This window comes from Streptomyces sp. B3I8 (assembly GCF_030816915.1).
Taxonomy (GTDB): Bacteria; Actinomycetota; Actinomycetes; order Streptomycetales; family Streptomycetaceae; genus Streptomyces.
The window spans coordinates 2,565,420-2,580,724 of the sequence record NZ_JAUSYN010000002.1 but is presented as its reverse complement, the minus strand read 5'-3'; the positions used below and the strand labels follow the sequence as shown (position 1 = coordinate 2,580,724).

At 66.9% G+C, this 15,305-nt stretch carries 15 protein-coding genes; 5 read left to right on the top strand and 10 right to left on the bottom strand.

Features of this window, described 5'->3' with window-relative positions; genetic code table 11:
• Window positions 1–2: 2 nt before the first annotated feature.
• The 3 genes from QFZ64_RS13470 to QFZ64_RS13460 all read right to left on the bottom strand — a co-directional run bounded on the left by QFZ64_RS13470 (window position 3) and on the right by QFZ64_RS13460 (window position 1,506).
• On the bottom strand, window positions 3–299 hold the full coding sequence (locus QFZ64_RS13470; protein WP_307065425.1) for a DUF6247 family protein: 297 nt from the start codon (window positions 297–299) through the stop codon (window positions 3–5).
• 136 nt (window positions 300–435) lie between these two features.
• On the bottom strand, window positions 436–660 hold the full coding sequence (locus QFZ64_RS13465) for a DUF397 domain-containing protein (protein ID WP_307065424.1): 225 nt from the start codon (window positions 658–660) through the stop codon (window positions 436–438).
• Complete coding sequence (locus QFZ64_RS13460) at window positions 661–1,506, bottom strand: helix-turn-helix transcriptional regulator (protein WP_307065423.1); 846 nt, start codon at window positions 1,504–1,506, stop codon at window positions 661–663. It abuts the gene before it with no gap.
• A 217-nt stretch (window positions 1,507–1,723) separates the two neighbouring features.
• On the opposite strand from QFZ64_RS13460, the gene QFZ64_RS13455 reads away from it, so the two are divergent.
• Entirely contained in the window at window positions 1,724–2,353 is a 630-nt protein-coding gene (locus QFZ64_RS13455; protein ID WP_307065421.1) for an ATP-binding protein, read from the top strand.
• Between the two features lie 74 nt (window positions 2,354–2,427).
• Here the strand turns inward: QFZ64_RS13455 and QFZ64_RS13450 are convergent, their stop codons facing one another.
• Both QFZ64_RS13450 and QFZ64_RS13445 read right to left on the bottom strand, forming a co-directional pair.
• On the bottom strand, window positions 2,428–2,781 hold the full coding sequence (locus QFZ64_RS13450) for a hypothetical protein (RefSeq protein WP_307065419.1): 354 nt from the start codon (window positions 2,779–2,781) through the stop codon (window positions 2,428–2,430).
• Between the two features lie 112 nt (window positions 2,782–2,893).
• Window positions 2,894–3,700 carry a hypothetical protein gene (locus tag QFZ64_RS13445; protein ID WP_307065417.1) on the bottom strand — a complete coding sequence of 269 codons (807 nt, stop codon included), beginning with the start codon at window positions 3,698–3,700 and terminating at the stop codon, window positions 2,894–2,896.
• Between the two features lie 355 nt (window positions 3,701–4,055).
• On the opposite strand from QFZ64_RS13445, the gene QFZ64_RS13440 reads away from it, so the two are divergent.
• From QFZ64_RS13440 to QFZ64_RS13425, 4 genes are all read left to right on the top strand, one after another.
• Window positions 4,056–4,778, top strand: a complete 723-nt coding sequence (locus tag QFZ64_RS13440; protein WP_307065415.1) for a hypothetical protein — start codon at window positions 4,056–4,058, stop codon at window positions 4,776–4,778.
• 53 nt (window positions 4,779–4,831) lie between these two features.
• The gene (locus QFZ64_RS13435; protein ID WP_307065413.1) at window positions 4,832–6,268 is read left to right on the top strand and encodes a hypothetical protein; all 1,437 of its coding nucleotides are present in this window, start codon (window positions 4,832–4,834) and stop codon (window positions 6,266–6,268) included.
• Window positions 6,265–8,079, top strand: a complete 1,815-nt coding sequence (locus tag QFZ64_RS13430) for a DEAD/DEAH box helicase (protein ID WP_307065411.1) — start codon at window positions 6,265–6,267, stop codon at window positions 8,077–8,079. Before QFZ64_RS13435 ends, QFZ64_RS13430 begins: the two co-directional genes overlap by 4 nt.
• A gap of 175 nt (window positions 8,080–8,254) precedes the next feature.
• Window positions 8,255–9,598 (top strand): DNA cytosine methyltransferase, encoded by a 1,344-nt coding sequence (locus QFZ64_RS13425; protein ID WP_307065409.1) that lies wholly within the window; start codon window positions 8,255–8,257, stop codon window positions 9,596–9,598.
• Here the strand turns inward: QFZ64_RS13425 and QFZ64_RS13420 are convergent.
• The 5 genes from QFZ64_RS13420 to QFZ64_RS13400 form a co-directional block, all read right to left on the bottom strand.
• Window positions 9,509–9,997 (bottom strand): very short patch repair endonuclease, encoded by a 489-nt coding sequence (locus QFZ64_RS13420; RefSeq protein WP_307065405.1) that lies wholly within the window; start codon window positions 9,995–9,997, stop codon window positions 9,509–9,511. The genes QFZ64_RS13425 and QFZ64_RS13420 overlap by 90 nt on opposite strands.
• 135 nt (window positions 9,998–10,132) lie before the next feature.
• Window positions 10,133–11,434 carry a hypothetical protein gene (locus QFZ64_RS13415; RefSeq protein ID WP_307065403.1) on the bottom strand — a complete coding sequence of 434 codons (1,302 nt, stop codon included), beginning with the start codon at window positions 11,432–11,434 and terminating at the stop codon, window positions 10,133–10,135.
• Complete coding sequence (locus tag QFZ64_RS13410; protein ID WP_307065401.1) at window positions 11,431–11,730, bottom strand: hypothetical protein; 300 nt, start codon at window positions 11,728–11,730, stop codon at window positions 11,431–11,433. Before QFZ64_RS13410 ends, QFZ64_RS13415 begins: the two co-directional genes overlap by 4 nt.
• A complete protein-coding gene (locus tag QFZ64_RS13405) occupies window positions 11,727–14,450 on the bottom strand; it encodes an SUMF1/EgtB/PvdO family nonheme iron enzyme (RefSeq protein ID WP_307065398.1) in 2,724 nt (907 codons plus the stop codon). Before QFZ64_RS13405 ends, QFZ64_RS13410 begins: the two co-directional genes overlap by 4 nt.
• Window positions 14,447–15,223, bottom strand: coding sequence for a class I SAM-dependent methyltransferase (locus QFZ64_RS13400; RefSeq protein ID WP_307065396.1), 777 nt, complete (start codon window positions 15,221–15,223; stop codon window positions 14,447–14,449). Before QFZ64_RS13400 ends, QFZ64_RS13405 begins: the two co-directional genes overlap by 4 nt.
• Window positions 15,224–15,305 lie beyond the last annotated feature (82 nt).

The following is a 15,305-nucleotide window of genomic DNA, read 5'->3' as shown; positions in this document are numbered from 1 at the left end:
GCTCACTGCTCCCCGGCCTCCTGCTTCAGTCGTGCCGCGAGCTCGATGCCCTCCTGGACGGCGGTGTCGAAATCGGGGTCCTGGTACAGGCGGATCCTGCCGCGATAGTCGACGATCACCGCCGCCACAGCCTTGAGGTCGGTCTCCGACGACGCCTCCAGGGCGCGCTGCATGTCGGCCTCGAACGACTCCCGGTCACCGGGGAACCCGTGCCCGGACCGCAGGGCGGCTCTTATGTCACCGATGGTCCTCAACGGCAGGGAGGCGGGAACGGCTGTCTCCGCACGCTGTGCGCCCATGATCGTCTGCTCCTCGGTTCCGCTGTTCTACGTGGAGTGTCCTACAGGTCCGGTCTCGGCGCCGACCTCACCGGGAGCCGCGCCGCAGCCCGAGTCCGACGCGTGCGGTGTTGCCGGCGCGAACGGCTCGCGGCACCTACAAATCGCCCACACGTGCCAGCTTGCTTCCAGAGATTGATGCCAGGAAGTTGGCCCAAGCCCGTTGGCGGACCCCGATGACAAGCTCGTCTCCGAGCTTCGAGTCGCGTATGTGCATGCTGTCGTCGACATGCGCACACTCCACGCACTCGGTGGCGTTGCCGCCGCTGTACGACGACTTGAACCATGCGAGTTCGTGGGGGGCGGGAGAGGGACCAGGCATCTACAACTCCTTGCGCGCGCGGTGGATCAGGGCGGAGGAGGCCTCCATGTCCAACGCTTGTGCGCGGAGGTACTCGAACGCAAGTCTGTATCGCTCCAGTTCCTCGTCCGTCTCCATGAAGAGCGAGCCGGTGTGGAAGTCGACGTAGACCACGTCGAGGGTGGGCTCGGTGCCGCCGATGATCACGAAGCTGCCGAGGGCGGCACAGTGGGCCCCCTTGGCGAACGGCAGCACTTGCAGCGTGATGTGAGGGGACTCGTTCGCTTCAAGCAGCCGGCCGAGCTGTTCCTGCATCGTCTCCGGCGATCCGACGACCCGGCGGATCACCGACTCGTCGAGGATCGCCCACAGACGAGGCGGCTTCGGCCGGGTGAGGATCTCCTGCCGCTTCATGCGGATGTCCACCAGCCGCTCGATCTCGGATGGCTGGAGCGGGATCTCGTTCGCCTTCTGCAAAGCGGTGCTGTACGCGCGGGTCTGGAGCAGGCCAGGAACGTAGACGCAGGAGAAGTGGTCCTCGCGTACGGCCTCGTCCTCAAGGGTGAGCAGCAGGTTCATGCTTTCCGGGATCGAGTCGGCGAACGAGCTCCACCACCCCTGCTGCTTGGCGTCCTTGGCCATCCGTACGACGGCCTCACGCTCGGCGTCGGTCGCTCCGTACTCACGGCACAGCGCGTCGACGACGATCCACTTCACCGGACCCGCCTGCGTCTCGTACCGGCTGACCGTTGCCTTCGACACCCCGACCAGCGCACCGGCCTCCTCAAGCGTCATTCCCTTGCGGGCGCGCAACTTGCGGAGCATCGCGCCGAGTTGGCGACGGCGTGTGGTGGTCCTTACGGACATGGGATTCCTCCAGCGCATAGCCCGGGCAGCCGCTCGGGGCCTGAACAGGCTAGGCAGCGCGGCAGCCCGATCACTACGGGATTCACTCGATAGAGACTCGTGAGAAGTTACACAGCGAGACTTCTCTGTGCCATTCTCGGTGGCGGACAGCTACGCAGTGCAGCCGTACGGACACGGTGGGCGCAGCAGGTGCGTGGCGCGGGAGGGAGAGTTGCTCATGCCCGGTATCGACACCAGGGACCGTCAGCACCGCTGTGTTCTGCCTTTCGAGGCCCTGCCGGAACAGGTACATCTGCTGCGGCAGGCCGCTGCCGCGCAGCTCGGGCAGTGGGGTGTGCCGACCGCCGGCGACGAGACGCAGCTCGTCGTCACGGAACTGGCGACGAACGTCATCAAGCACGTGGGAGAGGGAGCGCCGGCGACCCTGATCCTTGAGTGGAAGCGCGAGCGGCTGCGCGTCGAGATGCACGACAAGAGCCAGTCGTTGCCCGCCATGCGTACCGCGGACTGCGACGCGGAGTGCGGTCGCGGTCTGCACATGCTCGCCGCGATGGCGGTGGACTGGGGCACCGTCGTCACGGCGCTCGGCAAAGCGGTGTGGTGCGAGATCAAGCTGGGTTCGGAGGCCGCGTGCCTGCGGATGGAGCGCGCCGTCGAGGCGTTGGAGTCCTACCAGGAGCGCATCGGGGCCGCACTACGGGGCCGACGAGGCGATGTGGTCCTGGAGGAGTCAGCCGTCGAGCTGATCGCCGACCTGCTGCACTGGACGTCCGCGCGCGGCCTGGACCCGGACGACGTGCTGGACCGGGCGCAGATGCACTACGAAGCCGAGTCGGAAGCGGCCTGATCGGGCGTAAGGGCATCGCCGCCTCGCACTGGCCGGCCGCATGTCGCAGTCCGGGGCAGGCACTCCGCGGCTGTTCAGCGGAACTCGTGCACCAACCGGATCTCGCCGACGATGTGAGCGTTGAACTCCTCAAGCTCCTCGGCCGGTACCCAAAGTTCAAGGATGGTCTTTCCGCCCGCCTGCTGGACCGGGTACTTGCTCAGGAAGTCAGACTCGACGTCGAACCGGGTGACGAAGCCGGCACCGTCATGCTTGACGTTCCAGTCCCGTGCGATCTTCACGGCGTAGTCCTCGTTGAGAACCGGGTAGAAGATCGGCTGCTCGGGGAGCCGAGGCGGCCATGCGCGCCAGTTCAGCTCGCGCACCAGCTCCAGTTCCTTGGGGCCCGTGGGACGCCACAGTGTCGTCGTCGCTCGCTGGCTGGTCACAGAGGTCGCTCTCTCAAGGGATAACCGCCGGTGCGGCTATCCGGGGCTCAACGGTACCGAGAGCCTGAGCACGGTGACCATCGCGTTTCGCTCTTGCCCTCTGTGCCGGCAGTCAGCCCAGTGCCGCGTGCAGTACCGCGCCGGCATCGTCAGGCGCTCCCTGCTCGTGAAGGGAGAGCGCCACGTTCAGCACGTCGTCACGGTCCTGGTCGCGACCGTATACGTGGATCAAGTTGTCGGCGAGGTCGTCATGTTGCTGCTGGCGAAGCAGCAGCAACAGCCCCGCCGTCTCCAGGGGATTGAGAACTTCGTCGGCGGAGCGGCGCAGCAGCCTGAGTGCGGCTCCCGCCCGGCCGCCCGCGTCGAGCTCTGCCGCACGTGAGGCAAGGTTGCGCACGGCGGCAATGTCCCGCCGCATCCGCTGCCGGTCCCCCCTGCGGCGGGGGACCGGCAGCGGACCCGACGCCGTCTGCGCTGTCAGGCGCGCTTGCAAGCCGGCTTCGCTGGCCTTGAGGTCCGCTACCGCCGCCTTGAGCTCTGCGACCTCATGCCGGAGGGCCGCACGCTCGGATTCCGCTTCTTGCAGCTGTCCATGCAGAGAGTCGATCTCGGCCGCCATTTCATTGCTGCTGCGGCGCCGTTCCGCTTCCGCTTGCTTGCGAAGCAGTACTAGCTCGTCGAAAGTTATGCCGACGGGGTGCTCATCGCCAGCGTCGAGGCACGCTTCCCTGTACAGGCCCTTGGTTGTTTTCAGGTCTGGTACGAGTTGTCCGCTCAGATACCGGGACAAAGAGCTCTCGTCGCAGGGGATGCGGGCGGCTGCCTTTGCCTGGGTCAGCCGCTTCCCGGCACGTCTGGCCGCATCGTCTGGGAGCAGGTGTCGGCAGAGTGCCTGCAAGGCCTCGGCGAGATTCCGCATGTGAGGGGGCACCTCGCTGCGGAGTTCCTTGTCTGTCCAGGCGGCTCTACCTGCCGCGACTCCATCGCGTGCCACGTTGCGCTCCTTTTATCTCCGTTGCAGACGAGTCGTCAGGAACAGCCGACGAGCCGTCAACCCCCGTGTCCCGATGCCGTCAGTGTGCCTGCCGTCGCAGGAGATTCTCTTGCTGATTTCGGAGCAAGCGTTCTAGGGCTGGACGTGCATTCGGGTCGTGGTGGAAGACTGGAGATCGTTGGAACCGCCAGCTTGTGGGGGGCGTATTCCATTTGCATGCCGTTTGTCCTTGATGTGTGCATTCAAGGCGGTATGCAATGCGGGCGAACTGGAGGCGCTAATGACGCTGCCGTCGTGGCAGAAGGAGATGGACGGGGACCGGAGGGTGGGAAGCATGGTGCGTGCAGCGCTGTGGCTTCTGACTGAGGTGGGGGAAGGCAGCATTTTCACGAAGTCCGAGCTGCGTTCCGCCTTCCCGGACGTCGCACAGATCGACCGGCGGATCAGGGATCTGCGTGACCGCGGCTGGCGCATCGACACGAGCCGCGACGACCCGTCGCTCAAGCAGGATGAGCAGCGCTTCGTCTCCCGCGGTGCGGATGTCTGGATTCCGGGTCAGGCGAAGGGGCCCAAGCACAAGAACGGACTTACGGCGGCACAACGGCAGAAGACGCTTGAGGGGGACAGCTACCTCTGCCGCTCCTGTGGAATCGCGGCCGGTGAGGAGTACGGGGACGACCTCACGCAGGCCGTACTCAACATCGCCCGCCGCAAGGTGCTGCTGGCTGACGGGACGGAGCAGTACCAGCTCGTCACCGAATGCAAGCGCTGTGGTTCGGGCAGCACCGACCGCGAGGTGGACTTGGTGGCGCTCCTTGAGCTTGTCGAGGACTTGTCCTCGATGGAACGGAGGATTTTGGCCGGCTGGATCGCGGCCGACCAGCGGACGCCGGAACCGATCGACAAGCTGTGGGGCCTTTACCGGACTCTGCCCGAAGAGGCCCGGAAGGCAGTCGCCAGTGCGCTCGACGACGCCGGCGCGCCCGGTGACGCGGACAGCTGAGCGACAGCGAAGACGAACGACGAACACGGACACAACAGAGGGACGGGGAAGCAATGCAGCGGGAGTTCCCGCCGCCGCCGCGCGCGGCCGAGTTCAGCGAGAAGATCAAGAAGAAGGTCGAAGAGGCCAAGGCCGCCGGCGGAACGAGGGAGACCGTCAGGGTCGACTGGAACGGACAGCACGCCAACGTGGAAGTGATCGACCTTCCGCTTGACGGGCTGTACCTCAACCCGGGAACGCACAGGATCCGCGCGCAGCGCAGTCACAACGCGGACTCTGACGAGACGCTCGACAAGGACCCCTGGAGCCGGGACAGCCAGGACTACCTCACGTTCCTCCTCAAGGCGTCGCCCACCGATCCCAACGTACGCGATCCCGACTTCGACAAGCTCGAGGAGAGCCTGAAGCAGTTCGGACAGAACGATCCGGGGCTCGTTACGCATCAGGGCGTGCTGGTGAACGGCAACACGAGGGCTGTCGCGCTGCGGGAACTCCGCGAGCAGACGATGCGCGTGGGCGTGCTTCCCGAGTCGTTCACCTGGGCGGACATCAACGCGGTCGAGCTGTCGCTCCAGCTGCGTATGGACCACCGCCGCGACTACACCTACATCAACCGGCTTCTCGCCATGGAGGAGCAGGCGTCGCTGGGCAGGACCCCCGAGCAGATCGCCAAGGACTTCCGGATCCAGGTGAAGACGTACCACCAGGAGCGGTGGATCCTCAGCACGATCAAGGAACTGATCGACCGCAGTAAGAGCGGCGGGGGCGTAGCGCTGCGGCTGGTTGACTGGGAGGGGGCCCAGGAGCGGCTGAAGGAACTCCACCGGCTGTACGTGAAGCTGGAAAGCGTCGACAGGGACCAGGCGGAAGTCCTCAAGGAGTGGCGGCTGGCGGCGATCCTTCTCGACTTCTCCAAGACGGACGTCCGGCACATCGACGAGGACTTCCTGAAGGAGGACTACCTGGCCAACACTCTCCCCGCCCCTCTCAGGACTGAGGCGTCCGGCACGGGAGGTGAGGACGCCGTGTCCATCCCCGGACTGGGGCTGACGGTCCCGGGCGCCTCCTCGGCTGTCTCGGAGGCCCGAGCGCTCAACGATCAGCTCCTCAGGGCCGCCGCTGCCGTGCGCAGTAAGGGAACGGGCTTGGCCGACAGCGACAAGGAGAAGGAACAGACCGTTCTCGATGGCGCCAAGAAGGCGTTCGACGAGGCGATCGAGTCCGCGGGACGCAGCGCACGGCTGCGCAAGCGCAAGCAGCTCGCGCCGGCCCGGCTGGCGGAGGCAAGTGCGAGCATCGACCAGTGCGTGATGGACCTGGTGCAGGCCCGCACCTCCCGGAGCCTGGACGAAGAGGTCTTTGACGAAGCGGTGTTGAAGCTGCGGTCGAGCCTGCGCAAGCTCGCGCAGCAGGCCGGCCGCGGGCTGCCCACTCCCGGTGACGGGGTGGCCTGGCTGCTCAGGGCCGTGTCCTCGGAGGACCCGCAGTGACAGACTCGACCGTAACCTCCCTGCGTCTCGGGTTCGACGAGACGCGGACCCAGGTCATCCTGAGGACTACTGACGAATACAGTCAGGACCTCGTCCAGCTGGCCGCCAGTTTCCGTACGGGTGGCCAGCTGGGCCCCCTCAGCGTGTCGGTCGCTCTCGACGAGCTGCTGGCCAATCTGGGGGCTCTCAGCGGGTGGCCGCACCACGCGGGGGTCGAGTGGGCGCCGGAGTTGCGCGACCTCGTGGCCGGCGTCGTACAGGACGCCAACACGGTAAAGGCGCGGCTCGCCGGTACCGAACCGCCCGGCGAGGTCGCTCCGGACCAGGTGCCGCAGCTGCTCGGAGACACCTGGCAGGCGGAACTCAGCGAGTTCCAGCGGCGTGACATCGCCAAGCTGCTTTCACTCCAGCACGGGGCGAACTTCAGTGTGCCGGGCGCGGGGAAGACCCGAGTGGGTCTGGCGGTGTACGCGGCACAGAAGGAGCAGGGGAAGGTGAGCCGGCTTCTGGTGGTCTGCCCGAAGTCGGCCTACGAATCCTGGCGCTACGAGACGGCGGTGTGCTTCCGGTACCCACTGCGCACACACGTGCTCGACGGATCGATGGACCAGTGGACCGAGGTGCTGATCGTCAACTACGAGCGGCTGGACCGTTCGCTGCCCAGGCTCGCCAACTGGCTGAAAGCCGCGCCCTCCATGATCCTCCTTGATGAGGCACACAGGATGAAGCTCGGGGCCCGGGGCACGTACGGCGCCGCCTGCATGGCGCTGGGACCCCTCGCGACGCGGCGGATGATCCTCACGGGAACGCCAGCCCCGAACGGTTCCAAGGATCTGGAAAACCTGCTGGGCTTCGTGTGGCCCGGCCACGGGCAGCGCACGGTGGTCCAGGCCGTGGCCGGCGGTGACCTGGCCTATGCCAGCTCCGTGCTGCGCCCTCTGTTCACGAGGACGACCAAGCAGGAGCTGGGCCTGCCGCCTATGCAACTGCGGATGCGTTACGTCGACATGCCGCCGCTGCACAAGGAGATCTACGCCTCTCTGGTCGGCGGCATGAACAACGGCACAGCGAGGGACGACCTCAGCGCGCTGGGCAAGACGGCGCTCCGGCTGCTGATGGCGGCGACGAGCCCGGCTCTGCTCCTTGAGGGCGGCAGCCGGTATGAGCCCCTGGCGTATCAGCTCCCGCCACTGGACATCCCTCAGGGCAGCTCCCTGTACTCGCTGATGCAGAACCTGCCGGACTACGAACTGTCGCCGAAGTACAAAGAGGCGGTGACGATCGTTGCCGAGAACGCTGCCCGGGGCCGCAAGACTCTGGTTTGGACGACGTTCGTCCGCAGTCTGACCACCTTGGAACGGATGCTGGAGAAGTACGGTCCCGCAGTGGTCTACGGAGGCACGGTGGACCGGGAAGAGCAGCTGCGCCGCTTCCGCGAGGATCCGAGCTGCATGGTGCTGATCTCCAACCCCGCGACCCTCGGCGAGGGGATAAGCCTCCACCACGTCTGCCACGACGCCGTCTACGTTGACCGCGACTTCATGGCAGGACGTTTCTTGCAGAGCCTGGACCGGATTCATCGCCTTGGCCTGGCGCCGGACACGGACACGCGGGTCACGGTTCTCGCGGCGCGGGACACCGTCGACCAGGTCGTGGAGGTACGGCTCGACCAGAAGCTTGAGTTCATGGGGCGCATCCTGGACGACCCGACGGTGCAGCAGCTCGCCGATCTCGAAGAGGAACCGTCCGTAGCGGCGGGGCTGGCCCCGAGTGACATCGAGGTCTTGCTCCGGCACATGGGCACTAGGTAGGTTCTGTGCTTTGGTCTCCCCGGCTCGGCTTGATCTGGCTGGGCCGGGCATCAGCTGGGTCCGCTCACAGGGTTGCCCCCGCGAGCACGCGGAATGGGAGACTCTTGGTATCAAGAGACCGATGATTACGCACGGTCGCTTGGAGCCACCCGTGAGTGATACCAGGAGGAGCGCCATGCGCGCCAACGGCCGGAAGCGCCCGCAGTTCGCCTCGCCACTGACCTCGATCGAGATCTGCGCGGGGGCCGGCGGGCAAGCCGTTGGGCTGCACAACGCCGGCTTTGACCACCTTTCCCTCGTCGAGTGGGAGCCGAGCGCCGTCGAGACATTGAGCGCGAACGTGGCTGGGTGGCCCGGCTGGAATGCGCAGCGGGCTAATAGTCTACGCCCAACGGATGTCAAGGAATTCCTGAAGTCCAAGGAATATGAAAACCTGAACCTGGATCCAGGTGACCTTGATTTGCTCGCGGGAGGAGTCCCGTGCCCTCCGTTCTCCCTAGCCGGAAAACAGCTCGGAAAAGACGATGAACGTGACCTATTTCCAGCCGCTCTGGAAATCATCGACAGGCTCCGCCCTAAGGCGGTGATGATCGAGAACGTGCGGGGCATTTTGGAGCCTCCGGAAGTTTTCATCAGCTACCGCGCGGAGATTCTGGAGAGCCTTAAGGACCTTGGTTACTCTGTCCCGCGGATGAAGCGGGGGTGGACCCCCGCCCGCCAGGATGCAGAGATGCGGAAGGTCTGGCGCCGGTTGGACGCCAAGGATTTCGGTGTTCCTCAATTGCGCCCCAGGGCGATTCTCGTGGCAATCCATGAAAAATATCTCCCTGGCGACGGGGCAGATTTCTCTTGGCCCGCCCGCTTGGATGAAGATGAAGCCACCGTGGCACGGGCGCTTGAAAAGACCATGAAGGAGCGCTGCCGCGACTTCTGGGACAAGAACAAGTGGGGCGAGCCGGCTGGACCGGGGGACCGGACCGGGAAGAACGTCTTCGATGACTGGCTGGAGGACGCGGAGAAGGCGGCAGCCGCAGGCCGGGGTGTGGCGCCGACTCTGGTAGGTGGCTCACGGAAGCACGGCGGAGCTGATCTCGGACCCACCCGGGCCAAGCGTGCGTGGGAGGCTCTGGGCGTCAATGCCATGGGCGTCGCCAACGACCGGGGAGAGTGCGATCCCGAGCGTGACCTCTTCCGGGATGCCGGGCCGATGCTGACCGTCGAACAGGCTGCCATCATCCAGGGGTTCCCGCGTGGCTGGAAATTCCAGGGTAAGAAGACCGCGCGTTACCGTCAGGTGGGAAACGCGTTCCCGCCGCCGGTGGCGGAGGCTGTCGGCAGGGCAATTGCGGCCATTCTGCGACCTGAGCACCGTGAAGAGCTTCTGAACGACTACGTCATGGATTCCGGCCTCGGGACCCCGGGGCCGGAATCAGTCGGACAGATGGAAATCTCCGTTTCGCGGAGCAGCCAGTCCGGTGCGCCGCGAAAGAACGGTGTCAGTGATCTTCTGAGCGCATGAGTCTGACGGCTCGTGCTCCCAGAAGCGGAGCACGAGCCAACCGGCCTCGCCCAGCCTGCGGTCGGTGTCCCGGTCGCGCTCGACATTGCGCAGAACCTTTTCCGACCAGTAACCGGAGTTCGTCTTCGGGGGCACGTAATGCTCGGGGCAGCCGTGCCAGTAGCAGCCGTCTATGAAGACGGCGACCTTCGTCGGGCGGAACACCAGGTCCGCCGTTCGGCGAAGATCCGAGAGAGGGCGGGCGGCGATGCGGTAACGCAGCCCTTTGGCGTGCACCAGGCGCCGGATCAGTCGCTCGGGCTTCGTATCCCGGCTACGGATCGCCTGCATGTTGCGGCGCCGGGCCGCAGACGAAGCCCAGGACCCTTCTGGCGCTTCCCACGCGAGATCTTCTGGCACACCGGAGAGGGTAGCCCTGCGGTTGTCCGGGACGCACATGCTCGGCTCAGGGTCTCGGGCGCTGCCCTCGTCCCAGCCCATGCGCGGTTTTTCCGGCCGGAGGCGGGCGGCATCGCCGATGGGCTGGGCGGCTGTTTACCGCCGCCCACTCTTCCCACCCCGCAGCGACGACAGCACCAATCTCCCGTACCGCGTGGTCAGCACCCCCGCCGTAGCCGCCACGGACAAGCCGAGGGCGGTGAACAGGTGGGACAGCGAGTGATCGTCCAGGACCTGGAGGATGCCCAGGGCCGTGCCCAGGGGGAGGCCCAGGATGGTCAGGACGCCCAACGCGCCGCTGATCTGCTGGCTCTCCTGGGTCTGGACCAGGCGGCTGTAGTCGGCGGCCTCGGCGAGGATCTCTGCGAAGCGGGCCGGCAGGCGGTGCTGGTTCTGAAAGGCGAGGAGGAGTTCGTTGGCCGGGCCGTGGGCTGTCAGGTGCTGGCGCCAGTAGCCGCTGCGGAAAAAGGCGATGTTGCGTTCCAGTGCGGCGACACGGCGGGCCAGGCGGCGTGGAGTGGTGAACACGTCCGAGAGCTCGTCGGTGAGTTCGTCGATGTGGTCGCGCTGGAGTGAGCCAAGGAGCAGCGCGTCGAGGTAGACGGTGCGGGAATGCAACGCGCCGAACTCGTAGAAATCGCCCTCGCCGGAATCGGTGCGGTGCCCGAGGAATGCGGCGCCCTGTCGTAGGACCAGGGCGCTCCAGTCGGCGGAGATTCGTACGGCGTCCTGAAGTTGTACTGCGGCAGTCTCCGGGGCCAGGGGGAAGTCCTGGGGGGTGGAGCGGGAAGCCAGTTGCCACAGCCAGCGGTCGGCCGTAGCGGGCAGTTCTCCCTCGGGGCCGACGCGGAGGGTGGGCGTGTGCTCAGCCGTCGGGGTCAGGAAGGCGATGGTGTACGGGTGAGTGAGGGCGAAGGGCGCAGCGGGGTCTCGAACATCGGCGATGCCGGCGAGGAGCTCGGCGGGGTCGAAGGGGCCGGTGAGCCCGGGGGACGGATCGGCTTCGGTGACCGGCCGCCGTGCGCTCATGGCCCGCAGTACCGGCAGGAGCGGTCGCTCCACGGTGAAGTGCAGGACGGCCAGAGCGTGTCCGGGATCGCGGGCGGTGGCCGCGCGGAGCAGCTCTGTGCCGAGCAGGCGCAGTCCGTCCTGCTTGACGTCCAGCGGCAGGTGCCAGCGGCGAGGCTGTCCGGGCGCGCCGTAGAGGACACGCGCGGAGGCGGGCGCGAAGTAGGTGGACCTGGTCGCTGCGTCCGTGCGGCGGTTGCCGAGTTCGAACGGGAACGGGCCCTCGGGCCAGCCGGGAGCATGGTGCAGCCGGGCGGGCAGTACGACGGTCAGTTCCTGCCGAGCCCCCGTCACGTCGGTGAGGGGTGGTGCCGGGCTGGGCGCGGTCACCGGTAGAACTCGGCCGGATCGGGCTGGTCGAGACGGATGACGAATTCCGCCCGGTCCGGACTTTGGGGGCTGATGTGGAAGCGGACGCGTTCGCCGGTACGGATGGTGCGGAATCCCTCGGTCACGATCTGCCGGTAGTCGAAGCTGTAGTACCGCTCCTGCTCGGTGTCCCGGACCACGTAGGTATCGACCGTGCCACTTGCCCCGCCGCCGCTCGGCCGCCGGTTGACGATGGTCCCGTATCGCGGTCCGCCGCTGCCGCCGAAGCCGGGTTCGCCATTGTGGTCGTCGTTCATGCTGTCGTCCCCTCCGCTCGGGCGGTAGCGATCACTGTCCGTGCCGTGGCGGGTACGGCAGCCGGGTCGATGTCCTGCACGCAGCGGAAACCCACCGCGTTGCTTCCGCCGCGCTTGCGGTAGACGCCCTTGCTGCTGGTCTGCACCGCGCGCATCGGGTTGTCGTAGCTTCCACCGCAGATGACGGCTTCGGCGGCGTCGTCCAGGGTGGTGGAGGTCCACTCCCAGCAGTTGCCCACCATGTCCAGGACACCGAACGGGGAGCGGTTGCCGGGCCGGTCGTCGGCCGGTGTGGCACCGGCCCGGCGGACGGCGTCGCCCGCGAAGTCCCGGTACCACGCCTGATAGGTCACGACGGGGTGGCCGACCCACGCGTCGGCACAGTTGACGCGGCTGCTGTCCGGGGTGTCGCCCCAGGGGAAGAGCCGCCCGTCGGTGCCGCGTGCCGCCGCCTCCCATTCGAGGGAGGTCGGCAGCCGTTTTCCTTCGAACGCGGCGAAGGCGTAGGCGCTCCACCAACTGACGCAGATCGCCGGATGGTCGTCGAAGCGCGGATTCTCGTAATAGTCGGGGTGACGCAGCCGGTCGGTCCAAGGACGGTGGGTTACATCGGCCGGCTGGTCCGGGTGGTCCCACTGGGAGGTGCCGTCCGCCTCCAGCGCTTCCAGGAAGCGCCGGTACCGGGCGGCGGTCACGGCCCGGCGGTCGAAACGCACGGGACGCTCGATGCGGCGGATCAGCAGCCGCTCGGCCGGGCCGACAAGATACGCCCCGGTGGGCAGTACGCAGTCCTCGCGCACCGGACTGCCGTACTCGCCGTCCCCTCCGGCGCCGGACGGGTTGGCGAGGAAGGCGCGTACCTGTTCCGTCAGAAAGGCGCCGTCGGGAAGGTTTGCCGCAGCCGCAAGGTGAGCCGGGTCAGCGAGATACCGGGCGGCCAGCAACTCCTGGTAGGCGCTGTGAACGAACGCGACGTGGTCCGGTCCCGCAGGCCGCAGCAGCGGGCCGAGGACGCAGGTCGCCGGATCCAGGCGCCCCTCGGTGAAGGCGTCGGTGCCCAGCTCACGGTGCAGGTCGAGCAGGGAGAAGACGGTGCGGTCCGCGAGGAACGCCCGCCCGAGCGTGGCGGGAAGCCGCTGCTCCAGTTCAGGAAGCCCCTGCTCGGTCAGAGTACGAGTGAGGTGGGTGCCGAGGATGTCCGCGAGGGGCTGCTCCGGTGGCAGGCCGAGTTCCGCGGTGAGACGCCTTTCCAGTGGGGTGGCCGCCGGCTCGGCAAGGCGTACGACGTGGAAGTGCGGCACACGGGACGGGTCCACGCCGTTCGCGTACATCTGCTCAACGAGCTGTTCGGAACGGCCGGCGCCGCTGTCGAGGAGCTGCCGTACCTGCGGCGAGTCCGCCAGGAAGGAGACCCGGGAACTCAGGACGACCGCCGACTCTGCCGACAGTACGGCCGAGAGGTCGGTGAACAGGCGCAGAAAGCCGGCGGGACTCGGCTCCGCGACACCTTCGTCGACCGCGTCCAGTACGCACAGGGCACTTCCGGAGCGGATCAGGTAGAGGAAGAGGTCGTACGCGCGGGAGCGGTCCGACGCCATGGCCGGTGCCAGGATGCGAGCGGCGTACTCGGAGAACGGCTCGTCCTTCGGCTTGAGTCCGAGGTCGAAGTAGAAGCGGAAGCGACGGACTCCCGGGTCGGCAGCCAGGGCGCGCAGGAGCGTGCTCTTTCCGCTGCCCGGTCGGCCGGTGACCAGGACGTTGGCGCTTCCGCGTGACAGACGGGCCACTACCTCCGCTGCGTCACCGGATTCCGTCACCGATGACTCACCGGTGTGCGGGTCAGTGGTGAGGACGGTCGCGGCAACGGGTGTGCGCTGCGCGTGCGCCGTGTCCAGGGCTGTGCTTTCGGCTAGCTCGGCGAGATGAGTGTCGAGGTTGACGATGGTGTCGACGAAGCCGTCGTACCGCACGATCCTGAAGTCCGTGCCCAGCAGTTGGTGCAGGTCACCGGCTGTTCCCCCGTCGTCGTCCACTACGACGAATCGGGTCAGCTTGGGCAACCGCGTGCGGAGCAGTTCACCGCCGTGGGAGGTGAGAACCGTCCCGAGGTCGTCGGCATCCCGCGAGATCATCAACTCCACGTATTCCAGCCGCATCCCCGACTCGCGGCAGAACAAGAGGTAGACGGTGTCCGGGCTGAGTACGAACCGCTTGGCCTGGCGGTAGCCGAGGGTGACGTGGAGTCCGGCGAGGAACTCGCAGCGGCGCGCCACCTCGGGGGCCACGTCGGGTTCGCCCCCGAGCAGGGCCGCGCTTCCTGTGTTGGTGAACCAGATCAGGACGTCGACGAGCCGGCGGACCGCGAGCAGCCCGTCCTCGTCACTGATGTCGTAACCGTCGTGTGTGGAACGGTTGCGCAGGCGCCGGATGTCGTCGAGCGCATCCAGCACCGTGCTGCTACGGATGTACGGGCGGCAGCGCTTCACCAGGTCGTTCAGCGCCTTGGTGGAGGGATCGCCCTCCACGCCGTGATGCCGCCACAGCTCCTTGAGGAGCTTTTCGGTCAGCTTTCCGACCAGCGCGACGGCGTTCTCGGGATAGCCGTCGTTCAGGGACCGTAACGGGCGCTCAAGATCCAGTCCGAGACGGTCGGCGATCCGGGAATGGTCGACGAGTTCCCGTCGCAGGCGCTTCAGTCGTTCGTCGACGACGGTGCTCACGCGCTCGCCTCCACTCGCTGGCCCAGGACGAATGCGAAGCGGTCGGGGAAAGCCAGTACGGGTTCCGGATGGGCGGCTCGCATCTCTTCGATGCCTTCCTCGATCTCATCGTCACTGAAAGTGGAGAGCAGGGACATGTAGCGAGCGCGGACCATGCCGAGGTATCTGTCCCGGTCGATGCGGAGCTCGTGCTCGACGTGGTCGAGCCGGGTCTCCAGCCCGGCCTGGCACAGGTGTTCCTGGATGTCGGCCGGGTCCGGCTGCAGTTCCTCGAAGCGGTCGAGGGCCGCCTTGAACAAGGGGTACCGAATAGTGGCCGGGAGCATGACCACAAGCAGCCGGCCCCCAGGGGCCAGCCGGTCGGCGAGGCCACGCAGTGTGCGCGCCTGGTCGGTCACGTGGTGCACCGACTCCTTCAACCACATTGCGTCGAGTGCCTCGTACGGCAGCCGGGTGTGGCCTTCAGCGATGTCCTCTGCGGAAGCGACGACCGGCGTGAGCTCCGGTGGAGGCGGTGTGCCGAGTCCTCGGAGCATTGCTTCGGAGGGTTCGACGCACAGGATGGGGTGACGAGGCCGGAGTTGCCATGCAAGTTCCCTGGCGAACAGGCCCGTGCCGGAGCCGATGTCGGCGATCCGGTCGGTGGGGCTGAGCCGCAGTGCCTCGGCGATCCGGCCGGACATCCACGGGACGTACTCCGGGCCGTAGACCCAGTGTTCGTCATACTCGGCTGCGAGCTGGTCGTAATGCCCTTGTACGTCGCGCCGTCCCACGGTTTCCCTCGCACATTGCTCGACTGTGCCGCCAACGGCCGTCACTTTCGTGAAGGTTATCGCGGGTGCCGGCAAGGCGACA